Source organism: Alteromonas sp. I10, from assembly GCF_003201515.1.
Lineage (GTDB): Bacteria > Pseudomonadota > Gammaproteobacteria > Enterobacterales > Alteromonadaceae > Alteromonas > Alteromonas macleodii.
Genome location: NZ_QJJN01000001.1, coordinates 178,870 through 202,276, shown reverse-complemented (window position 1 = coordinate 202,276; position 23,407 = coordinate 178,870). Strand labels below are relative to the sequence as shown.

The following is a 23,407-nucleotide window of genomic DNA, read 5'->3' as shown; positions in this document are numbered from 1 at the left end:
TGTTTCCTTTTATTTTAAAACGCGTACTTAACAGTAACGCCAAACTGACGACCGTTACCTATTTGGTAATATGGCTCATCGAAGGCATACTCATCGCGAGGGTCGTTGCTGAAACCACCGAATCCACGGGTGTAAAACTCACGATCAAAGGCATTTTGTACCCACAGTGATGTCTGCCAATCACCGTGTAACACCACAATCTCCGAATTAACCAGCGTAGTACTTGGCGAGGTTACATCATGGCCGTCAGAAAAACGGTATTCGCTTTTGTAATCTACATCTACACGCCAAAGCATGTTATCTGTAAGTGCGTACTCACTATACAGGTTTGCGGTCCACTTAGGTGATTGAGCCTGTCTTTGCTCAGACACTTCAGTACCGTCTGCAAGCGTATACCCTTCAAAGGTAGCGCTTAGGTAACCAACACTTGCATCAAGCTGCCATGCTTCACTAGCAATCCAGCTAAGCTCCAGCTCGGCTCCTTTGTTTGTTCCTAAATCAGCATTATCAATAATATCTACGAACCCTGCCGTACCGTCATCACGAGTGATAACGTCAAAATCGCTCACCTGAGTATCTTTTCTATCCATATAGAAAATTGCAGCGCGAGCAATTAGGTCAGGCGTAAGTAATGGGCCCTTAACACCTACTTCGTAGTTCCAGTTATACTCTTCGTCGAAGAATCGCTGATTGTCATTCACGCGGCTGTCGGGGTTAAAGCCTGCCCCTTTATATCCGCGTGAAATACTGCCGTAATAGAAGTGATCGCCCTGTGTATACTGAAGCGCGACTTTCCCGCCTACCATGGTGGTGTCGAACGCGCGAGTGAGCTGGTTGTTATCAGCGTAATCAAAATCGTAGTTTTCTACTCTTAACCCTGCTACAAGTACTAAATTTTCGTTCAAACGACTTTCAGTCTGAGCATATATAGCGGTCGTCGTAGGCGTGTATTCACTGGCAAAGTCACTATCCAAATAAGTGTACTGACGCAGCAGCTTTTCTTCCGTGCTTTTATAAAATACGCCTATTGTCCAGTCAGTCATACCATCAAAAAGTGCGGCACTGTCAGATGACACGAAACGCATCTCTCCGGTCTGTGTTTCTACATCGCGATAATAGGCGTCAAAAGACGTATAACCCCACGGGTGAAACCCTGTGAATGTCCAGTCTTCATCGTATCCATAAGCAATATTGTGAGAAGCATGGGTGGCAATTAGAATAAAGTCGCCCGCTGCTGTATTGGTTGTAGAGCGCGCGCTAACAGCGTGGGTTTGGTGTTCGTCAAATCCAGGTTCATCAGACAGCGTTTTGTTGTCATTGTCTAGCGAGAATGCATCGTAACCGTTATCGATATCGTACCAGCGATAAGTAAGCGCTAGTGTGGTTCGCTCATCTACACTGCCTTCAACGGCAAAGCGCAGTGCGGTTTCATCGATATTCGCGGTATCGCTTCTATTTAAGAACGTATTTTCTACAAAGCCATCACTGCGATTATGAACCAGCGCAACACGATAGCCCCAATCCGTGTTGATATCATCACCAGTGGCGCCTTCAATACGGTAACTCTCTTTGTTCCCAATGCGGGCTTCAACGTAGTCTGGGGCGTCGCTACCCACGTCATTACTGGAGAGTTTAACCGCTCCGGCCAATGCACCTGTGCCGTATAAGGTAGCCTGAGGTCCGCGATATACCTCTAGTTGTTTAGTATCAAAAATAAGACCTGCCGCAGCAAGGCCTGAAAAATCAAATTCATCGACGATAAAGCTTACAGAAGGATTGATAGGCTCGGCGAACTGACTACGCTCTCCAATACCGCGAATTTGCACGAAGCGGCCGCGAGACGCACCAGCTGCAAAGTTTACGTTTGGAATACTGTTTAGCACACTGTCGATATGGCTCGGCTGTCTACTGCGAAGACGCTCTTGATCTAAAATGGTCGCGCTAGCACTTAACTGGTCGAGTGTAGTTTGACGAAAATCACCAGATACGATGACGCGCTCAATATCTGATGGCGTGCTATCTGAAGTGTTACTTACATTGGTTTGTTGCGCATAGGCCGCAACGGAACTAGCAAGCAGTGAAAGTGTGAAAAGTGTTTTATACATGGGATCTCTTATTCTTATTTAAGAAAAAAGATCCGGGTCTAACGGCAGGTGATAAGGCTATATTGTGAACCATCCCTACGCCGGTATTATCCGGATCAGGTTTAAGGGTTCCCACGAATGTGGATCTCAGACCGAAAACGGACACCCCTTGGTATAGTGTTGCGCTGCTAAAACTAGCAAACTCAACTTCTGCGACGGAGTCTACCAGTTCGATACACGCCGTCAAGCAGATAAGACGTTAAGCTAACGTAAGGTTTTATATATGATATAAGGCGTTGAAAGCTTAGGGCTATTCAGCGTCAATATTCATATTTAGGCGACGTACTTCATCGTCAGTTTGTGCTTTTAAACCTTCCAACGTTTTGCCGTGTGCGGTTGGTTGACGCGTATCAGGGTCAACCTTTACGAAAACGATATCGTCTGCAAAACAGATGGTTTTCTTGGTTGCTTTGTTGCGTACCAAGCAGCTTACGGTAATAGACGTACGGCCTACAGCTTTAGTTTCTAGACCAAACTCTACGATATCACCCTGCATAGCCGGTGATTCGAAACTAATTTCACCAATATGCTTAGTTACCAAGCAATTAGTTTCTAGCTGACAAATAGCCCAAATTGCAGCTTCTTCGTCTATCCATTCTAACGCGCGGCCACCGAACAAAGAATTGGCGTAATTAAGGTCGTTTGGCATAACTAGACGCCGAGAAAGAAAGCGCATTCGAATTCCTCATAATAAATCGCTACTATAGCGTTAGATTATACCGAAAAAACTGATTCATGGCGCTAACTCAATTACGCGAATGGCTATTAGCCCCCTACTTTGAAAATAGCGGCGAAAATGGCTGCAAAAAAAGCTCTCACGCTTCACACTTATCAAACGTGACTTGCCCGCTTCACCGGAGAATGCTTGTAATATCTGGCAATGATGATTTTTGTGAAGCTGCCATACGTAGCGTTCAAGCCTTTGTAGATGAAGTTTCATCTATAAGCGTTGTGAATTTTGCTGGCGATACACTTAAGGGAAAGAACCGCAAACAAGTACTGGGGAGCGAATGTGACATTGCCACATTAGACTGTCGCGATTCATTCAAACCTGGCGACGTGATGGCAGTGGCGGGGATCGTTAAACGCAGTGGTTGTTTAATACTTATTTGCCCTGCATTGAGTGAATGGGTCAACAATATTTCGGTCTCGTTCCTGTCGGAGGGGTTTACGCTTACACAAAGTCGATACCTCGAACGCTTTATAAAGCACCTGCGTAACAACGACTACGTGGCATTTCACACTGAAGAAAAAACCACACTTCCAGATACGTCTATGTACCGCATTAGCCAAGGCGTAACATCAAACGTCTATAGAGGCTCACTATTTAAATCAGAAGAGCAAGAGCAGGCATACAGTCGTTTATATCAAGCACACTCACTTAATAAACTAAACGCGCTGATTACCGCCCCAAGAGGCAGAGGCAAGTCATCATTATTAGGTATATTCATTGAAAGCCTAATCAGACAGGGTAAATATGTACTATTAACCAGTGAACGCTTTGATAATGTGAAGAACGTGCTTTCACGTATTCAACAGTACGAAATAGCAGGTGTCAGAACACAACAACCATCCACCGCTAACATTCAAACCCAACTAATCCTTGGTGATAAGAATGAGGCAGCGACGTTTGGCAGTGTAAAATGGGTGCCCCCTGACAGTGCCTTGTTATATACCACAGAAGATGAAAAGTACGACGTTGTAATTGTTGATGAAGCGGCTTCAATCCCCCTCCCGGATGTATACCGGATCATAGCCAACCACAAGCAGTGGGTGCTTAGTACTACGCTTTTGGGTTATGAAGGTTCAGGCAGTGGTTTTATTCACAAACTCATCCCTAGTTTACCGCCATCAGCTATCCATTTAAGACTATCAACGCCGTTACGATGGTTCGAACATGATCCCATTGAAGCCTTTTTCAATACGACTTGTTTATTTGAGGACAGAGATGCGGCGCGCAATATTGGCGAGATTAATTTCAAAAACAGTATTAACCCACCGATAGATTACGATTTTTCCATAAGTTCGTTTAAAACCATTTCCGAAGAGGCGCTTCAGCAAATAATGTCGCTACTTTCATTAGCCCATTATCAAACTACGCCCGATGATTTTATGCGCTTGATGGATAGCCCGGATGTACTTGTTGCCATACTTAAATTCAACGACAACGTGATAGGTGCTGCAATCATAAACGCTGAAGGTAGCGACTACCTGAACGATACCGCATTGGGGATTGCGTCTGGAAAGCGTCGTCCTAAAGGGCATTTAGGTGCACAGCGACTTGCTCTGTTGTCTGCTGATGCAAAAACAGCAACGTTTAGATATTGGCGTATTAACCGTATTGCCGTCGATACGCTTGCGCAGAGTAAGGGTATGGGCAGTTACTTGCTACAAAGAGTTAGTGATGAAGCCAAGAAGCAAAGTATTGACGCTATCTGTACTTCTTATGGAACGACACTTAAGTTAGACAGTTTTTGGACAAGAAATGGATTTGAGATCGTAGACTATGGGCGAAAGCCTAATAAAGCCAGTGGCGAAACCAGTGCACTAGCGTTATATCCTCATTCTAACAGAGCAAAAAAACTGCTTTCTGAATTGGTAGCGCTAAAAGAGAGCTTTAAATTCGATAACCAGTTAGACAACGTGCCCATTAGCATACTGACAATCTATGTAGAAAAGTTAGTACATTTTACCCAAGGCACACGCACTTTAGATGATGTTTGGCCGATATTACATAAAATTGCGCGTTATGCAGAGACTCAGCCTACACCAAGCGCAAATACTCAACTGAACAAGCCAAATAACACAATACTATATACGCTATGGCGTCTTGTTGAAATCATTAACACGAAGCGCTTTCTCAGAAAAGTACTTACACATTCAGATATGAATGTGAAGCAACTTGTTTCTACATTAAACGAAGAAAACCTAAAAGCAAGTGGGTTAAAAGAAGTCACTATTGTTATAAGAGAAGCACTTCTGCCTGCTTTCAAATAATAGAAAGTCTGTAGCCTGAAAGTACAAATAATCAGCTTAGCGTAGAGCCACTATACCTGCGTTAACAAGCCGCTATTACGAACATTTTAAATACCGCTGAGAGGCTAATGATTTATGCGGATTGGTGTTAAAGCCCTATAAATATAATCCTATTCGAGAAAAGCTCACTTACTAAATTAAGGGCAAAAAAAAGCCTCCCAAAGGGAGGCTTTTTTGCTAAAACCACATATTAGATACTAATACCGCGGTTCTTCGCTTTTTCCTTGATATAAGGTTCCCACGCTGCAGCGTTGCGGCGTAGAGAGCGATCTTTCTTAGCTTCTTGTACGTGCTTGTAAGCAGACTTGAAGTTACCTGCGTAGAAGTTCGCTTCCATTAACGTGAAGTGAATCTTCTCAGGGTCTTCAGCACCACGCTCTAGAGCGTTCTCTAGTGCTTTGATAGCGCCTTTGTAGTCTTCAGCTACAAGTAGAAGTGTACCTTGCTTACGATAATGCTCAGGATCAGAACTCTTTGCGGCCGCCTGTGCGTACAGATTTGCTGCAGTTTTGAAGTTCTTCGCCTGGTGATACGCGTTAGCAATATTAGCAAGCATATCGGCATCATTCTTCAACAAGCCTTCTTTCATGTGCTTTTCAAGTAACTTCGCAGCCTTGTAAGGCATGCCGTTACTTTGATAAAGCTGAGCAAGCGTTTTGATTTCTGAATCTTTTTCTAGATAGCCCTGCATATAAGCAAGTTCTAGCGTTGAAAGACCTTTTTTGTAGTCTTCAACTAAGATATAGAAAAAGCCTAGACGCGACCACCAAGTCTTCTCTTCAGGAAAAGTTTTAACTAACTCTTCCGCGACAGAAACCGTCTCAGGGTACATCTTACGCTCGTAGTAAGAAGTTAACTTAAGAACATAAGGGTTCTTGTTTGGCTCTTCATACAAAGCAATTGCCTTGTCTGCTGGCTCAACCATTTTAGCTAACTGCTTAGACTCAAAGTACGCCTGCGCCAAACGCGTGTACACATCAGCATCTTCTTTACAGGTAAATTCCATCCACTTGTTATACCATTTGATGGCATCAGTGTACTTCTCTTCCTGCATGCTCAAATCACCTATCAATTTAAGTGTTTGAGAGTGCTCAGTGTCGTTAAGTACTTTTGGTTCAACAGAGTCGACCAAGTAGTTTAACGCCTTACCGCCCTCACCTTCTTGTGAAGCCAATAAGTTACCGATAAAACGCTTAACGTATGCTTTATCAAAATCGTCTGAAGGATCGATTTCATAAAGTACATTTAACGCTTCTGTGAGCTGGTCTTCATTGTAAAACTCAAAAGCTTTTTGAACTTTCTTACCGGTACGCTCACCTACTAGCGTTGTTTTTCCCTTCTCATATCCAGGACAAACAACAGGTGCTGACTGCGCCAGGGCAGCGGGTGCTGAAAGCACCGCACCTGCACCTAGCACTAAAGCAACGGCTGACATTTTGAATGTACGTTTCATCATGATCATTGCTCCAGTTTAAAGTCTAGCTGTACGAACATGCCAGGTTGTTTAACCGGCTTGCCATCAACGATCTTAGGCTTGTATTTCCACTTACGTAGAGCACGACGTGCTTCACGGTCGAATACGCGCTTAGGTTCAGCTTCGATAACTTCGATATCTTCAACACCACCAACTTCGTTGATAGTGAAAGACAGTCTTACCCAACCTTCACGTCCATCACGGGCTGCATCAGGTGGATATTTCGGATCGATACGAACGATAGGTGTTGCTTCACCATCACGCTGCATTGCACCAACACCACCGATGTTTACACCAACACCACCTGTGTCGATAGCTGGAATAGCTAAGCTAAAGCCATCTGCATCAGGTTCCGCTGTTTCCGGCTCAACTTGCTCCATTTTAGGAGGCTGTGGCGGCGGAGGCGGCGGTGGTGGTGGAACACGAGTACGCGTCTGCGTCTGGTCGTCTGGTTCCTGCATTACAATATCGATAACCGGTGCAGGCGGTACTTCGTCTGCTGGTCTAGATGAATTTTCAATCAACTTGGCCATTAGAACGAAAAGGGCAAATGCAACACCAGCACCTAAAAGTATAGATACAATTATACGTAACATCTTATCCCCTTGCCGCTACCGAGACTCGGTTAACGCCAGCGGCTTTAACCTGATCCATAATCTCAACTACTAAACCATGCTTCGCTTTTACGTCAGCTTGAATGATTACGTAGTCAGTAGGCTGCTCGGTAAGCAGTCTTTCAATATTCGCTCTTACGCTGTCCGGCGCAACTTCACGCTTATCTAGCCATACATTTCCATCTTCAGTTACGGCGATGAAAATGTTTGCATTTTTGTGAAGAATCGCCTGGCTCGCATCTGGCTTGTTGACTTCGATCCCTGCTTCTTTAACGAAAACAGTGGTAACGATAAAGAAGATCAGCATGATAAACACGATATCCAACATGGGCGTCATGTCGATCTGTGCATCTTCTTCCTCGGTTCTGACTTTTCGAGCCATAATCTCTCTCTCTAATGATGTGGCAGGCTATCAACTAGCCCTTCTCTTGCCAGCTTCACTTTCGCTTCAAGACGTGAACTGATGAACAGTCCAGATAGCGCGGCTACCATTCCCGCCATAGTCGGGATTGTTGCCATAGAGATACCAGCAGCCATTAGACGAGCGTTGCTGGTGCCCTGCGTTGCCATTGTCTCGAAAACACTGATCATACCGGTTACTGTTCCAAGTAGACCGATTAATGGACACATTGCAATAATGGTTCTGATAATCAGCATTCTAGCGTTAAGATCGTCTGACGCTTGAGAAATCCACGCGTCACGGATTCTATGCGCATACCATGATGTGGTATCTGCTCGGGCATCCCAATTCGCGATGATGTTTTTCTTCACCTTTGGGAAGACCGAGGTTAAATACCAGTAACGCTCAATCATTAAAACCCACATGAGAAAGAGCGCGGCAGCAACGAAGTATAGTACGTCACCGCCGGTAGCGATAAAGTCCCTGACCGATTCGAATAATCCAATCAGGTAATTCATATTACGCTTTCTCCGACTCTGAGTGAGCAGCTACGATACCCGCAGTTTGCTCATCAAGAATGTGGATGATTGACTTGCTACGAGAAGCTACGATGCTGTGAGTAAGGATTAGAGGCAGAGCCGCGATAATACCTTGAGCTGTAGTTACAAGAGCCATTGAGATACTTCCTGCCATCATACGTGGGTCACCTGTACCGAATAGAGTGATGGTTTGGAATGTCTCGATCATACCTAGTACTGTACCTAGTAGACCTAGTAGAGGAGCAATCGCTGCGAAAATCTTGATAACGTTGATGCCGCTTTCAATTTTTGGAAGCTCGCGAAGAATCGCTTCATCAAGTTTAAGCTCAAGGTTTTCTGCATCGGCAGTCTTGTTCTCTTGGTAAACTTTAAGGATACGACCTAGTGGGTTACCTTCTGAAGGATTGTTTACGTTCTTAAGCTGTGAACGCATTTTTCCACCAGTGATCGTTAGCGTGATCATTTTGTAGATACCAATTAGTAGGCCAATCGCAAGCATAACAGTGATTGTGTAACCAACTGGACCACCCGCGTGATAACGCTCAGCCATTGTCGCTTTCTGCTTCAATAGACCAAGGATTGCACCTTGAGAAGGGTCAGCAAAGAAAGGAACAATACCAGAAGTAGCGTCGATTAGATCGTTAGCAGAAGCTACGAAGTGACCATCTGGTTGACGACCAAGAGGCTGAACAACTTCAGCTTCAGCGTCATACGCTAGGTAGCCTGCTTCACCAACAAGGTTGAAAGTACCAACACGTACAACTTCTTGTTGTGAAGAACCACCGTCAAGATTAACTACTTCAGTGGTAAACTTAACTACTTCACCGCCTTCAGTCATTTCTTTTTGAAGAGCAAACCATAGGTCTTCTAGTTCTTTAATGTTTGGAAGACCTTTAGAGTCTTCTGACATTTCAGCAAGGAACTGACCACGGCCTGGGAATTGTGCACTTACGATTGATGTAGAGATACGGCCGTAAGCTTCAGAAGATGCTTGACGTACCACACCGAACATTTCACCAAGTGTACCTGTAGCTTGGTCTAGCTCAGCTGCTTTTTCGTTTAAGGTAACTTCGTTGTCAGAGAATTGCTTCTGTAGACGGTCACCACGAGCTTGTTCAGCTTTAAGGTCTGATTGTGCTTTGCGAAGTAGTGCTTGTTTGTCAGCACGTGCTGATTGGAATTCAGCTTCGCGTTGCTTGTCTAGGCGAGCTTCAGAAACGCGGTTCTGTTGAACCTGGTCTAGAAGATCTTTCAGGCTCTTTGCTTCCTGAGCCTGCGCTCCGGTTGCTGCAACTGCAACTGTCGCAGCGGCTAAAAGAGATTTGAATACTGGTTTCATTAACAATTACTCCGCTGCGCTAATTGGTAGTTTAATCAGATCCGCAGGAATGACGTTATTAGCCATTTTAACTGCGTCAACAACTGAAGACAGATACTCGTCACCCAGTTTTTCCCATGCGCGGCTTTCGTTGTTCCATACCCAAGCGTGGGTTTGGTCAAGAGAAAGTGCAACTAGCGCCGTACGACCTAGGTTAAAGAAGTCAACAGTAACTTCTGTGCCTGCGTCGTCGATAGTACCTTGGTAAGAGTTGATCTTAGTACCGTATTCAACTTCTACTAGGTAAGCTTCTAGTACCTGACGGAACTGCTCTGAAACAGTTACGTTAGAGTTAGCCATAAGGTCACGAAGACGCTCAACGCGCTGAAGACGCTCGTCTAGGTGAATTGGACGGTCTAGCTTGATGAATTGCTCAAGGCTATCGATCATGCGGAACATAAGAGGAACGATGCCCTGCTTAGTTTGTTCGATGCTGTCGATTTGACGTTGCAACGAATCGATACCGCGCTGCTGATCTGCAACTAGGCTTGCGATGTAATCGTTGTAGATTTTAAGGTTTTCTGTCTCATCTACTGTTTGACGATACTCAACAAGTAGTTCTTGAGATTGTTCAAACAACGTATTGATTTTTTCTTGAGATTTCGCTGCAGCCGCGTGGATTTTCGCTTCTTCTTTATGAAGATCTTCTAGCGTATCTGCAGAGACTGCGCTACCTGTTAGTGCGAATGCACCCATAACAGTAGAAGCAATAAGAGTTCTCTTGCTCATTTTGGACATAGTTCCCAACCAAATTTCTTATTTGAATCCTCGCCGATAGGAAAATATTCGGGCAAGGGGCGTATAAAACTTTCACAATTTTGTTTCAGGAATGTAGTAATGATATGAAAATGCACTACTACGAACGTGATATATTCACATGGATTACTCGGTAGAGTCAAGTTAGCAAAGCACTTGTACTTGAGAAGTGGAGCCTAATTGTACACTCAGCGCACAATTAATCACCTTTTATGCAATTGGAATGTTAACAATTTAACTTGTGAGATACGTCATGCATAAAAATTCACAGTTAGCGACTACAAACACGTCGGATTACTTCTTTTTTTCTGCCTGAATTATTGTGCCGATTAAGCCTCGTTTATCAGTCACGTCTGAAAGGGTGATATCAACAAAATCATTACACACTAATTTACTTTTGAGTAACGTAACTTCACTAGCATCTCTCGCTGCGTTGGTTAAATCAGATAATCTAACACCGTGAGATTCTAATTCTTTATCGTATTCTTCAAAGATAGCCTTTTTCCGTTCAAACGACACATTTGGATTCATAACCGTCTTCAAGAGCTTGGGGAAATTAGTATCGTACAAGGCTTGTTGATATTCACTGACGAGGTTTCCGACTTTTTCATTCAGCTCTAATCGAATACTCTCTCTATCCTGAGCGGTCTTTTTAGCGTTGCTTAAAGCGCTTACGAGCCGCTTGAGGGCATCTAGCGGACTCTTCTCTTCCTGTAATACACGGATCACTTTTAGAATTTGAAAATTCGGTGCAACAATTGCGCTCTCCTTTCGGTGAACCACAACTCTTAATTTTCCGCCTGGTCGTAAAACTCGACTTACTTCACTTAGTGTTAGGTCCAAGTTACTGTATTCGATACCGAATTGAGAAACGACAGCGGTTACTTCATTATCTTTAAACGGCAGAGACTCAATATTCTGTTCTTGCAAAAAATTGATCTTTGGCTGTTTAAGACTATCGCCTATTTTTAAGGTCGCGTAGTCAACACCAATGTATTCAGGTTCGCAGAAATTGCCAACATTTACTGCAAGGTCAATGAGCGCGCCGTTTCCTGTCGCTAGATCAACAACTTTTCCACCCTGAACGTTTGTCTCGTTAAAAAACGCCAACCATTGTTCTGCAAGCTCGCCTTCATAATTACGACTTGTTGAATCGGCAAAAGAGTTAACGTGGCCCTGCTGCCAGTATTCACTCCAATAACTATTCATGAAAAGTTCTCTTTATTGGTGCTGTGCACTTTAGAAGGTAAATTTATTTATCCACATATAAAAAAAGGCCGATTACTCGGCCTTTTTTATCTAGATTCTATAATTAGAAGCTAATTTGGTAGTTAAGACGGTAGTCACGACCAAAGTTGTTATATAGGTCTTGGTTGTCCCACGTACCGTTAGATGAGAATACTGGATCTTCATCTGTTACGTTGTTAACCGCAAGAGTGATTGAACCGTAGTCAGCCATATCAAACGTGTAAGTTACGTTGTGGATTAACCAGCTATCAAGCTTACCAGCGATGTCGTATGGACCAACAATAGTGTTGCCATCTGCATCTTCAGGAGCTGTTTCAAACTCAGACGTGCTGTCTGTGTAAGTCATGTTCCAAGCAAGAGTATGCTCTTCGAAGCTCCAAACCGCAGTAGCAACTGACTTGAACTCTGGGCTACCAGACCAACCAGCGATATCCTGAACGATGCCGCCAACTTCTTGGTCGTAAGAAAGTACGAAAGAGTTAACGTTCTGGAAGCGGAAGTTACCGAATTCAGTTTCTAGGTTCGCATTAAGAGTAAAGTCGATACCTTCAATTTCAAAACCTGCACCGTTGAAGTAAGACGTACCAGCTTCAACTAGAACACCAGACGCCGCACGCTTAAGGTAGAAAGTCTCGTCTGAAGTATCAGTATCTACTGAAACCGCAGTGATTAGACCTGCAGCCTCGTCAGAAAGTAGGTTTTGAAGCGTTTTCGCTTGGATTACGTTATCAATCGATAGGTTGAAGTAATCAAGTTTAACACTTAGGTTGTCGTTTACATCGTAAGCAACACCAAGGTTGATGTAGTCAGATGTTTCTGCGTCTAGTTCAGCGTTAGCTGTGTAGTACGTGTCATACTGACGTTCAACAGTTGAACCATTGTTGTAGTCAATTGCGTCTTCTGCAGAGAAAGTACGTGCAGCGTTTAGAAGGTCAAGACCTGGCGCACGGAAAGACTCAGAGTAAGAACCACGAAGTACTAGGCCATCTGCAACTTCCCAACGAGCAGATACTGCTGGAGATAATTTGCTACCAAAATCAGAGTAATCATCGTAACGTGCTTTGATGTTTAGCTCTACAGTGTCAGATACTGGAAGTACAGATTCGAAGAAGAATGCTGTTACGTCACGCTCACCCATAGATGAGTTACCAGCAGAACCACCGATTAGACCAGCTTCAGACTGACCGTCATAGATGTCAGCATAAGTTTGTTCAAAGAATTCAGCACCGAAGTAGTGTGCAACCATACCACCAGGTAGTTCGAACATGTCGAAACCGATACCTGCATAGTACTGGTGGAAGCGTGAGCTAGACTCTTGAAGGGTTGTTGCTTTCATGTTTGCAACGCCTTCGTCTGAACCTAGGTCAATGCCATTTTGCTCATTGTAAGCTAGACCAGAGTAAGATAGGTAATACTGACCAACTGACTTGTTATCAGCCATGTTGAAGTGGTAGTAAACTTCCCACTCAGCATTGTTCCAATCAAGCATACCACGAAGACCAGTTGTATAATCCTGGTTGTAGTCGTCTACGTTACCGTCACGAGTACCGATACCAACCCAACGGAATAAACCGTATGCGCCATCAACACCGTAAGGGTTGTGTGGGTTGTCAGCTGACATATTTTCCCATGCAGCAGCAGGTGGAGCGTAACGACCAAATGATGAGTTTTGAACAACCATTGCTTGACCAAACCACTCAACATCTTCCATTACTTCGTAATCAGCACTTACATATAGTGTGTTACGGTCAATTGATGCAGTGTTGTAAGACACGTTAGCAAACGCGTACATACAGTACTCAGAACCTTCACCCCAGTCTTCGTCTGCGTCAACGCGACGGAATGTATCTTCACCGTACTCAGAGATCAGGCTGTCACAAAGAAGTGAAGGCTGAGCTTCTGCAAAGTCAGGAGACAATACAGTAGCACCGAAATAAGACCAACCTACAGTATCTGCAGTGTAAGCTTGGATATCGCCGTCGCCGTCGAAGTCACCGATTTTTGCTTTGGTGTAATCACGGTCTGCATCAGAAATACCTTCACGACGCTGGTGATCGAATGAGAACGTTACGTTACCTTTGTCGTTAGAGATACCACCAACAACAGAGAATTCAGATGAAGTAGTACCTTCATCCTGCTCGCGCATACCAGCACCAACGTTGAAAGTTAGACCTTCAAAGTTGTCTTTAAGAATGATGTTTACAACACCAGCCATTGCGTCAGAACCATAGATAGAAGAAGCACCTTCAGTCATGATATCGATACGCTCAACCGCAGCCATCGGGATGGCGTTAAGGTTTGCAGAAGCACCACCTAATGTAGGTGAACCTGGGAAGCGACGGCCGTTAAGAAGTACTAGAGTACGACGAGAACCAGCACCACGAAGGTTTATAGTAGCTTGAGACTGTGCAGAACTACCTGAACGTTCTGAGAACGAACCGAAAGAGTTTAGTGAGCTTGAACGCAATGCGTCAGCAACCGTGAAGTCACCTTCTAGCTTGATGTCAGCTGCAGTAATAGAAACAACTGGAGCAGCGCCCTCTAGGTCAGTACGCTTGATACGTGAACCCGTTACTTCAATCTTTTCAACAGCAACAGCTTCTTGCTCTTCTTGTGCTTGAACAGCACCTGAAAATGAAAAAGCGGACGCAGCACTAAACGCGCACGCTAGCTTGACTGATTTAGCCAGCTTAGAATTTGTAAACATGTATTGTCTCCCTGGACTTGAAAATACGTTTTAGCATTTCAGCATCGTCTTTATAACGATTTATTATTAGTAAGGTTTGGACCTCATAATGATAATAAACACAAGCTCAATTCAGGGTCAACAAGGATCAGATAAACGGTCCTGAAAAGTTCAATTTTTTTTTTGATATATTAAAGAAAGTTGTAACAAAATAGCTACAAATTACAAATAAACCCTTTTATAACAATAATATAAATTATAAAAAAAACACCAAATTTATTTTTGATTGTTTTTTATACGGCCCTTTTTAATCGGTTATTATTCAACCTTTAAAAGGTTAAATTTTGTACCGATAATTAAAAAACCACTTTATTAAAATAACTCTTTATTTTTGCTTAAATATGGTAGATACGAATTTAAAGGGCCAGACAAACCTGAATATTTCTTTTTATTATAGCTCTACAACATGTGCGAAAAGATGTTGAAGGAATTATAAGATAAAATTAATAAATAAGGTTTACTCACTATTGCAGATAAAACCCCAGTCGTCTTCTTACAGTTTCAGGCAATTCTGGCAATGCACTCTTGGGAAGTAAGAAGGTTGCCATGTTAAAAAAGTCTAAATAGATACGATTAGACTCAGTGGTTTTCTTGAGGTAATGATGTCCTGATGATCCACCAGTGCCAATTTTAGTGCCCAGCATGCGCTGAACCATCATTGCGTGACGATAGCGCCATATAGTGAGTTGCTCGTCTATCTCTGTGAGTGCGGTAATAAGCTGGAACGGCAGATTAAAGATAGGCTCTTCAGAATACTGCTTTATAAATAATGCAGAAAGCAATGCTTTATGACTTAAGCGGAATTTGCCCTCGCCTCTTAACTTTTCAAACTGCGTATCATCAAACAACGCATCAAAGTTCTCCATCGTTGCTTGTAAGTCTTTTAGCTCTTGTCGCCGCTCTGTATCAGACAGCATGTCACTGGTTGAAATTGTATGATGGTCGTCTTTCAACATTTCGTCTGCCGCATCTTTATAATATTGCCAAAAATCGAAACCTTCCGTTTTTAGAAGCGGCATTCTTGAAAGCCATTTGTCGACCAACTCAAACAAACTGGGTTTGCTTTCAAGGGTTTCCAATAACGCTCTATCTTTATCAGTCAGACGGTTGTAAAAGCTTTGTTTATCAAAGTCGATTCTGAAATCGCGCTTTAGGCCCAGTGATATTTCTAAACGCTTGAACTGTATACTTTGGAAGCCCGACGCGGGCACTAGGTAGTCCCTAAACGACAAAAACTGCTGTGGCGTCATGGTTTCCATGATAGCAATTTGATCGTTCATTAACTTTTGAATTTGTATCACTCGCTGTAAGCGATGCACCACTAGCGTTAGCTGCTGATCTTTAACCGTTTCTTGATTAAACGTATCAATTACTGCATTTAATTCATGAAGAACCTGCTTAAACCAAAGCTCATAAACTTGGTGAACAATAATGAACAGCATTTCTTCGTGCGCCGCGTCACCGTACTTCTCACTCTGTAAGTCCTGCGCCCCCAAAATCTTATCAAGCTGTAGGTAATCGCCGTAGTAGCAGGGCTCTATATTTTTTTTCATGTCGTTCTTGCCTTATTGCTTTGTTTAACTTCGTAATTCTATCACCGTCGACTCGACATCCACAGAATACAAGCTATACATTATAAGGATATATAGCCAAGGTTCGTGTTGTGCCATTTAGCTTGTATAAAAATGTGTCCAATTAGTTGGACAAGTGCTGTATCTTCCGCACAACATATTTGCATACCACAGCACTTTTACGCAGGGCGCTAACAACAATTATAAGGGGAATGAACATGAAACTAGATGACGACATCCATAACTATTATGAACACCTGGTTTTAGAAAGAATCAGTAAGCTGGGGCTCGATACCACGAAAAGTCCTGATTACTTAGCAGACTTGTGCTGTCTTGCCTTAAATCAGGTTCCACCACGTTATATCCGCTACGAAGTAGACATGGCGTTTTACCTGCCTCAGAGCGAACGCAATCAAATGGAAATGAATGTTGAGCATGCTATTAGTAAAGCACTCAAGTACTTAGATGAAATAGAAAAGACTAAAAAAGAAGACGAATAAGGAATTTGGGTGGCGGGCCTCCAGCCACATCCCGGCACATGAGTCGTCTGCTGCGGCTGCTCCCTTCCAGGCCTGACCGGGTTCACAGAGTATCATTGCGGGAGGACCAAAAGCCCACCATAGAAAATCGCATTCAAAGCAAAGTCATTCGCCCCTGCTTGAGTGCGGGGCGCATTATGACTATTTGGTTGAGAGTTTTCAACCCTTTAAAGAAAATCTCTCTTCGGCAATAAGGTTGGCAACGCGGTTTGTCGCCGCCCCTTCTTGCTCTGCACGGGTATAAATTTCTTTTAGCGTTTCGCCGATTTGCTCAATATGTGCGCGAAGCGCTTCATTAGAACTCGATTCCATACGCTGATGGAAGATGTCGATAACGCCACCCGCGTTGATCACGTAATCTGGCGCATACAGAATGCCGCGTTGTTGAAGCAATTCACCAATATCTTCACGTGCAAGCTGGTTATTTGCAGCGCCTGCAATTACTTTGGCTTTGATTTCAGGCAATGACAGATCGTTAATGGCTGCACCCAACGCACATGGCGCTAACACATCCACATCTAAGCTCAGTATTTCTTCCGGCGCTACAGCTGTCGCACCAAATTCAGATACTGCTTTTTCAACACCTTCAGGATAGATATCCGCAACATAAAGCTTGGCACCGTGCTCATGCAAATGCTTTGCAAGACGGTAGCCAACGTGACCCATACCTTGTATAGCAACACTGACGCCATCAAGGCTGCGCTTCAAGCCGTACTCTACCGTCGCCTTTAATCCCACAAACACACCGTATGCTGTAGACGGAGCCGGGTTTCCGTCAGGTACTTCGCCCGCATAGTGGTATTTAGCATTAACACCAGCGATGTAATCCGACTCGGTTGCCATGGTTTGCAAGTCCGTTACTGAAATACCAGAGTCTTCAGCAGTGAAATACTTGCCGCCCAATGATTCAACAAACTTGCCCATTGCCTTCATCATTTCTGGCGATTTAGCCTTTCGAGGGTCGCCGATGATCACAGATTTACCGCCGCCAAGCTCCAAGTTAGCCATGGCTGCTTTATACGTCATCCCCTTTGACAGTCTCAACACATCGGTCAATGCCTCACCACTATTTACGTAGGGCCACATGCGACAACCGCCAAGTGCTGGCCCCAGATTGGTATTGTGTACAGCAATAATGGCGCTCAAGCCCGCCTTCTCGTCATGATAAAACGCAACGTGTTCGTGATTATTGAACTCCGGGTGATCAAAAACTGACATATTTTCCCTATTAATACTGTGATGAATTAAAGCCTACCCAAGGTCTAGCTGTCACGAAAACGAAACGCCGCTCATTTGGGATGATGTGAGAGTCTGAAGATGATTTGCGGTACACTTATCGGCCTCGCAAAGATCAGCAACATTTTGCCAAGTGTATCCGATTGTTTTGAGGACAGGCCTTGCAAAGTTTGTTAATGAAATTTACAAACTGAAACGCAATAGAATTGATTACAATTTTTCTAGGACAGCTATCCTAGAATTTTTTTTGATATATAATAAACATCATAAAAACGACGGAAACAGTGTTAATGAAATTGGATAAATTTGACCGTGAGATTTTGCGCGTACTTCAGCAAGACGCCACGGTGTCGATGGCAGATTTAAGCCAGCGTGTAGGATTGTCGCACACTCCGTGCTGGAGACGTGTCAAGCGAATGGAAGCCGACGGCATCATTCTTGGTAAAGTCACATTGCTAAACAGCAAAAAACTGAATTTAGGTGTGTCGGTCTTTATCTATGTCACGTTGAAAAACCATGACGGTGACTCGCTAACCGATTTTGAAAATGCCGTACAAAACATCGATGAAATCGTGGAGTGTCATACCACCAGCGGTGAAAAAGACTATTTACTAAAAGTGATAGTGGAAAGTATTGAAGAGTACGAATTCTTACTTAAAACGAAATTAACTCACCTGCCTCTTGTCGATCATTTAAGCTCAACCTTCGCCTTAAAGCAGGTGAAAAACACCACCGAGCTACCGATTAAACGCCAATAACTCAAAAAATGGGGTCAGAGTACATTTCTACTCTCCCCCGTCAGTCTAAGTGGCGTCTATTTGATTTTCGGGCTTAGCCCGCTCAAAAGCATCTAACTCGTTACAGTTCTTCGCTATCTTACTAATTAAAGGGTAGCGACTCATATCAACGTTAAAACGTTGCGCATTATACACCTGGGGTACTAAGCAAATATCAGCCAGCGTAACATCGAAATCAAAGCAGAACTTTCCGGCTTGGGTCTGAAGACGCTTTTCAATGCCGTCGAACCCCAGCGTTATCCAGTGGGATGCCCACTTCGCCACATCATCCTGTGACGCCTCAAAATTCCCTTTTAGCGCGTTCAGTACACGTAGATTACCCAAAGGCTGAATATCACACGCGATATCTTGTGCTAGCGCTCTGACTCTCGCTCTCTCTGTTCGATGTTCAGGAACCAGCTGGTGTTCGCCTTCATACCGTTCATCAAGATATTCGATGATTGATAACGATTGATTCAGAATAATATCTTCGTCTTCGTCTACCAAAGTAGGGACAAGGTGCGCAGGATTGAGACGCGTATATTCGCTACTATGCTGCTCGCCACCGTTGTTTACAAGATGTACAGGTACATACTCGTACTCAACCCCTTTCAAATTCAGCGCAATCCGCACGCGGTAAGAGGCGGTCGAACGCCAATAGCCGTAAAGTTTTATACTCATGGTACTACCACACCTATTAAACGTTTTTGGTAGGAGTGCAGGGCTTTGATGAATCTAAACGCTCTACTCTCTCTTATAATAACGCTCTACTCTCTCTTATAATGATAGTGGGGAAAACAGCAACGTGCCTACTGAGTAAACCACGTTATTACCCCACACTACTTTTCATTTTAAAGTTTTAGCTAAGCGGCTTAACTTGCTGTTCAATGGCACCAAAAACAGAGTGGCCTTCTTTATCTAGCATTTCTATGCGAATACGATCACCAAACTGCATGAAAGGAGTAGAAGGTTTGCCGTCTCGAATAGTCTCAATCATGCGTACTTCTGCAATACATGAATAACCCACACCGCCTTCAGCGATGGCAGAGCCATGATCTGTACCCTGTTTATTAGACACTGTACCCGAGCCGATGATAGCACCTGCACCTAGGTTTCTGCTCTTGGCAGCATGCGCGACTAGCTGACCAAAATCAAACGTTATGTCCTGACCCGCTTCAGGCTTACCGAATAGTTCACCATTGTAGGTTGAACGCAAAGGCAAGTGCACTTTGCTATCTTTCCACGCATCACCTAATTCATCTGGTGTTACAGCAACCGGAGAAAAGCTAGACGCAGGTTTTGATTGGAAGAAGCCAAACCCCTTCGCCAGTTCGCCTGGGATTAACCCTCTAAGTGATACGTCGTTAACTAACATAATAAGTCGAATGCGCTCTGAAGCCTGTTCAGGCGTACACGCCATAGGAACATCATCGGTAACAACAGCGACTTCCCCTTCAAAATCGATTCCCCAATCATCACTTGGAAGTATGATGTCATCCTCGGGTCCAATAAAGTCATCGGAACCACCTTGATACATCAATGGGTCAGTCCAAAAGCTTTCCGGCATTTCTGCATTACGCGCCTTTCGCACCAATTCCACATGGTTCACGTAAGCACTTCCATCAGCCCATTGGTAAGCTCTAGGCAGAGGCGACTCACAGCGAGATGCGTCAAACGGCACGCTGTCACACGCATTATCATTTAGCGCTTGGTATTTCATCTGTAGCTGAGGGGCAATCTCTTTCCAATTATCCAGTGCGTCTTGCATCGTTTTCGCAATGTCCTGTGCACTGCATGCTCGAGAAAGGTCCTTCGACACTACCATTAGGCAGCCATCTCGGGTTTCATTCTTATAGGTTGCTAGTTTCATTGTTCTTTCCTCGAAAAATTATTCATCAGCTTGGCGCTCTTGTCTTTTATTAATACGTTCTGAATAAAAGACCTATATCTTTTTACGCGGCAGCATCACACACAATTCCATGATTATAGTTATGCCACTAGTTGGTGTGCGTTGAGAAGTGATCTGTTGACGAAGTTTTATTTGGCTGTAAGAAAGGATGTACGCTAGTAAGCCTCTGTTGAGCAGGTATAGCGCTGCCCGCTTGCTCCGTGGGCGATGTAAATTTATCGTAACAGATGAATTGATATTGCTCTGAGGCACAAAAACGCATTAACGATATAAAAATTGGCGTAGACCATTTGCCATTTTTACTTTGCTAAACGACGTCAAATATACTTGGTCACATTAACCCTCACCCTATGGCAAAGGTCAATGCTCCCATATAATTAAAGCTTTACCGTTGCCTTGTTAATGCCGTATTCACGTAACTTATTTGCAATTGCCGTATGACTTAACCCCAGTTTTTTAGCCAATTGACGGGTACTTGGGTAGGAAGGATATAACCGCTTGAGCAAGTCCTTTTCAAACTTCTTCACTTCTTCGTCTAATGTGCCGTCAAAGTTTTCGTCAATATAAGTGACGCTTGGCGCACAACTTGGAAGCTGAATGTCTTCCTTGGTAATCTCCTTACCATCAAGGAGTGATAACGCGCGATACAACGCATTCTGTAGCTGTCTCACATTACCCGGCCACGGGTACTGCTGCAGAAAATCAACACAGGATTTACTGAGTTTCGCAGGACGACGACCTAACTTGGTACTGTGTTGAACGATGAAAGACTCGGCAAGAGGAACGATATCCTGCCTTCTGTCTTTTAAAGAAGGCATAACCAAACTTAGTACGTTTAAGCGGTAGTACAATTCTTTTCTAAATCGTCCTTCTTCTACAAGCTGACCTAAGTCACGACAGGTGGTGCAAATAAATCGCACGTCTACCTTAACTGGCTCAGAATCCCCTACTCTTCTAAATTCGCCGTCTTCCAGAACGCGGAGCAGTTTAGCTTGAAGCTGAGAAGACATATCAGCAATTTCATCGAGAAGAAGCGTACCGCCTTTTGCTTGCTCTAATAGCCCCACTTTTGCATTAGGCTGATTGAACGCCCCCGCTGCGTAACCGAATAATTCGGTTTCTGCCACGCTGTCAGGTAAAGACGCGCAGTTTAAAGCTAAAAATGCACCTTCACTGCGACGGCTAGACTGGTGACAGGCTCTGGCAATCATTTCCTTGCCTGTGCCTGTTTCACCAAAAATTAAAATGGGTGCATCCAAATCAGCTATTCGCTTGGCTTCATGAACGACTCGCTTCATAAACGGAGACTGAGTGACAAAGCGGTCAAAGCTATCAGTGGGAGACTGGTGGAACGCGGTAAATTGCTGTCCTAGTCGCATCTCTGATTTTAATATCACCACAGCACCTGCCATGATCATATTCTGTTCGCCGTCAGGTACGGTAATAGGCAGCATATCGGCTAGGTAATCCTGTTGAATAAACTTCACTTTCGAAGACTGAGGGCCAGGCGATTTACCGTCCATCCATTTAGTAAAGTTAAAGCCTTTCACAACTTCGCCAATTTCAATGCCTTCTATTTCGCTACTCGGAATTTCTAGCCCCGCGCATACCGCTTCATTGCATAGCAAGATATTGCCTTTGGCATCGATAGAAAACACAGGGTCGGGCAACGTTCTTAAAATAGCGGAAAGCTGATTTTTTTCACGCTCTCCTGGCATGAAAAGCGTCGTCTTCACATCGTCGATACCATCGATGCGGCGAATTTGAGGCATGAGGTGTTGAAAATCTGCAAATTCGATATTGGGAAAATTAAGGAAAATTTTCCCCGCAGGGTCAATTTCAATACCGCGTAAATCTATTTCTTTAGTAACGAGAATATCTAAAACATCTTGAGTGATACCAAGACGGTCCTGACAGCTTATTTCTAGACGCATAGGGTGTTATAGCTATTTTGTAAACATATATGTACAGAATACCATACTTTTACAAAAAGATAACAAGATAAATGTTACAGATGGTTAAATTTGCGATGAATCACACATTTAAGAACACGCAGAGAGCATGATTAAAAGGCCGTGCATACCAAATAAAAAAGATGCCGCTTCAGTGAGCGGCATCCTATATAAAACACATTTAATTAACAATAGTGTTAACTGGCTTTTTTCTCTTTAGGTGGGAAAAGTGGGGAAAATAGCCCTAAAGACTTAGCTTCTTCTACGAGTGCCATAATATCCATTTCCGCTAATTCAAACAGATGGTCGAATTCCGGTAAGATATAATAAAGAGGCTGCATAATATCGATACGATAAGGTGTTCTTAATGCATCAATAGCAGTGAGCGGGTTACGCAGAGGTGTGTCGCTGTCTAACGCATATATTGTCTCGCCAGGAGAAGATAAGATGCCTCCACCGTATATCTTCAATTCATCTTTGGCTCTCACCAATCCAAACTCTACGGTGAACCAATAAAGACGAGCAAGATAAACTCGGTCTTCTTTGCTGGCAGCAAGGCCCAACTTTCCGTAAGTGTGAGTAAAATGAGCAAATGCAGGATTGGTTAGTAGCGGACAATGCCCGAAAACTTCATGGAAAATATCCGGCTCCTGCAAATAATCGAATTCTTCTCTGGTGCGAATAAAGGTGGCAACAGGAAATTGCTTATTCGCCAGTAATCTGAAAAATTCGCCAAAATTAATTAACGCAGGCACTTCAGCTGTTTGCCAACCCGTTTTCTCCATCAGTACTTTGTTGATGTCGGGTAGCTGAGGGATTTCCTTTTCATTTAACTTCAACAAATCAAGCCCGTCCAAGTATTCTTGGCACGCTCTTTCTTTCACCAGCGGAATTTGTCTCGCATAGAGTTCAGACCAAATTTGGTTCTCTTCGTCTGACCAATGGATAATGCCATTCTCGTCAGATTGTCTCGACTGGTATTGCGTTGACTTTGGCATAACTTCTGTAACCAATAAGAGTTGAAAAACTTGTCTATCAGTCTAATGAAATTCGCGACGTCGAAAAGTGTAAGCCCTTACGAGCGACTCG

At 43.7% G+C, this 23,407-nt stretch carries 19 protein-coding genes, 1 other RNA gene and 1 riboswitch; of the genes, 3 read left to right on the top strand and 17 right to left on the bottom strand.

Annotated elements, in window-relative coordinates; genetic code table 11:
- Positions 1-14 precede the first annotated feature (14 nt).
- Together BZA03_RS00815 and BZA03_RS00810 are read right to left on the bottom strand one after the other, a co-directional pair.
- Positions 15-2,105: a TonB-dependent receptor gene (locus BZA03_RS00815; RefSeq protein WP_110287715.1), complete on the bottom strand. Its 2,091-nt coding sequence runs from the start codon at positions 2,103-2,105 to the stop codon at positions 15-17.
- Positions 2,106-2,160: 55 nt separating this feature from the next.
- Positions 2,161-2,264, bottom strand: a riboswitch (TPP riboswitch).
- A 130-nt stretch (positions 2,265-2,394) separates the two neighbouring features.
- Complete coding sequence (locus BZA03_RS00810; protein ID WP_012517742.1) at positions 2,395-2,820, bottom strand: acyl-CoA thioesterase; 426 nt, start codon at positions 2,818-2,820, stop codon at positions 2,395-2,397.
- 59 nt (positions 2,821-2,879) lie between these two features.
- Here BZA03_RS00810 and BZA03_RS00805 point away from each other — a divergent pair, with 59 nt between their 5' ends.
- The gene (locus BZA03_RS00805; RefSeq protein WP_110287714.1) at positions 2,880-5,141 is read left to right on the top strand and encodes a GNAT family N-acetyltransferase; all 2,262 of its coding nucleotides are present in this window, start codon (positions 2,880-2,882) and stop codon (positions 5,139-5,141) included.
- Positions 5,142-5,370: 229 nt separating this feature from the next.
- On the opposite strand, the gene BZA03_RS00800 is transcribed toward BZA03_RS00805, so the two are convergent.
- The 9 genes from BZA03_RS00800 to BZA03_RS00760 all read right to left on the bottom strand — a co-directional run bounded on the left by BZA03_RS00800 (position 5,371) and on the right by BZA03_RS00760 (position 15,888).
- Positions 5,371-6,636, bottom strand: coding sequence for a tetratricopeptide repeat protein (locus BZA03_RS00800; protein WP_110287713.1), 1,266 nt, complete (start codon positions 6,634-6,636; stop codon positions 5,371-5,373).
- A gap of 2 nt (positions 6,637-6,638) precedes the next feature.
- The gene (locus tag BZA03_RS00795; RefSeq protein ID WP_014948704.1) at positions 6,639-7,250 is read right to left on the bottom strand and encodes an energy transducer TonB; all 612 of its coding nucleotides are present in this window, start codon (positions 7,248-7,250) and stop codon (positions 6,639-6,641) included.
- Between the two features lies 1 nt (position 7,251).
- Positions 7,252-7,650: a biopolymer transporter ExbD gene (locus BZA03_RS00790; RefSeq protein ID WP_012517737.1), complete on the bottom strand. Its 399-nt coding sequence runs from the start codon at positions 7,648-7,650 to the stop codon at positions 7,252-7,254.
- Positions 7,651-7,661: 11 nt separating this feature from the next.
- Positions 7,662-8,186 (bottom strand): MotA/TolQ/ExbB proton channel family protein, encoded by a 525-nt coding sequence (locus BZA03_RS00785; RefSeq protein WP_012517736.1) that lies wholly within the window; start codon positions 8,184-8,186, stop codon positions 7,662-7,664.
- Position 8,187: 1 nt separating this feature from the next.
- A complete protein-coding gene (locus BZA03_RS00780) occupies positions 8,188-9,546 on the bottom strand; it encodes a MotA/TolQ/ExbB proton channel family protein (RefSeq protein ID WP_075176164.1) in 1,359 nt (452 codons plus the stop codon).
- A gap of 6 nt (positions 9,547-9,552) precedes the next feature.
- Entirely contained in the window at positions 9,553-10,314 is a 762-nt protein-coding gene (locus BZA03_RS00775) for a DUF3450 domain-containing protein (RefSeq protein ID WP_014948702.1), read from the bottom strand.
- Positions 10,315-10,635: 321 nt separating this feature from the next.
- Positions 10,636-11,550, bottom strand: coding sequence for a class I SAM-dependent methyltransferase (locus BZA03_RS00770; RefSeq protein ID WP_110287712.1), 915 nt, complete (start codon positions 11,548-11,550; stop codon positions 10,636-10,638).
- Between the two features lie 103 nt (positions 11,551-11,653).
- The gene (locus BZA03_RS00765; RefSeq protein ID WP_075176162.1) at positions 11,654-14,296 is read right to left on the bottom strand and encodes a TonB-dependent receptor domain-containing protein; all 2,643 of its coding nucleotides are present in this window, start codon (positions 14,294-14,296) and stop codon (positions 11,654-11,656) included.
- A gap of 503 nt (positions 14,297-14,799) precedes the next feature.
- Positions 14,800-15,888, bottom strand: coding sequence for a tryptophan 2,3-dioxygenase family protein (locus BZA03_RS00760; protein ID WP_069943926.1), 1,089 nt, complete (start codon positions 15,886-15,888; stop codon positions 14,800-14,802).
- 236 nt (positions 15,889-16,124) lie between these two features.
- Here BZA03_RS00760 and BZA03_RS00755 point away from each other — a divergent pair, with 236 nt between their 5' ends.
- Positions 16,125-16,406 (top strand): late competence development ComFB family protein, encoded by a 282-nt coding sequence (locus tag BZA03_RS00755; RefSeq protein ID WP_014948691.1) that lies wholly within the window; start codon positions 16,125-16,127, stop codon positions 16,404-16,406.
- Between the two features lie 15 nt (positions 16,407-16,421).
- Here the strand turns inward: BZA03_RS00755 and ffs are convergent.
- Both ffs and BZA03_RS00745 read right to left on the bottom strand, forming a co-directional pair.
- Positions 16,422-16,518, bottom strand: an RNA gene (gene ffs / locus BZA03_RS00750) — signal recognition particle sRNA small type.
- 86 nt (positions 16,519-16,604) lie between these two features.
- Positions 16,605-17,663, bottom strand: a complete 1,059-nt coding sequence (locus BZA03_RS00745; RefSeq protein WP_014948690.1) for a Glu/Leu/Phe/Val dehydrogenase dimerization domain-containing protein — start codon at positions 17,661-17,663, stop codon at positions 16,605-16,607.
- 308 nt (positions 17,664-17,971) lie between these two features.
- On the opposite strand from BZA03_RS00745, the gene BZA03_RS00740 reads away from it, so the two are divergent.
- The gene (locus BZA03_RS00740; RefSeq protein ID WP_014948689.1) at positions 17,972-18,439 is read left to right on the top strand and encodes an Lrp/AsnC family transcriptional regulator; all 468 of its coding nucleotides are present in this window, start codon (positions 17,972-17,974) and stop codon (positions 18,437-18,439) included.
- 45 nt (positions 18,440-18,484) lie between these two features.
- Here BZA03_RS00740 and maiA read toward each other — a convergent pair whose 3' ends face one another.
- The 4 genes from maiA to phhA all read right to left on the bottom strand — a co-directional run bounded on the left by maiA (position 18,485) and on the right by phhA (position 23,316).
- Complete coding sequence (maiA, locus tag BZA03_RS00735) at positions 18,485-19,138, bottom strand: maleylacetoacetate isomerase (RefSeq protein ID WP_014975930.1); 654 nt, start codon at positions 19,136-19,138, stop codon at positions 18,485-18,487.
- A gap of 178 nt (positions 19,139-19,316) precedes the next feature.
- On the bottom strand, positions 19,317-20,327 hold the full coding sequence (locus tag BZA03_RS00730) for a fumarylacetoacetate hydrolase family protein (RefSeq protein ID WP_110287711.1): 1,011 nt from the start codon (positions 20,325-20,327) through the stop codon (positions 19,317-19,319).
- Positions 20,328-20,743: 416 nt separating this feature from the next.
- A complete protein-coding gene (gene tyrR, locus BZA03_RS00725; RefSeq protein WP_014948686.1) occupies positions 20,744-22,300 on the bottom strand; it encodes a transcriptional regulator TyrR in 1,557 nt (518 codons plus the stop codon).
- 215 nt (positions 22,301-22,515) lie between these two features.
- Entirely contained in the window at positions 22,516-23,316 is an 801-nt protein-coding gene (gene phhA / locus BZA03_RS00720) for a phenylalanine 4-monooxygenase (RefSeq protein WP_014948685.1), read from the bottom strand.
- Positions 23,317-23,407 lie beyond the last annotated feature (91 nt).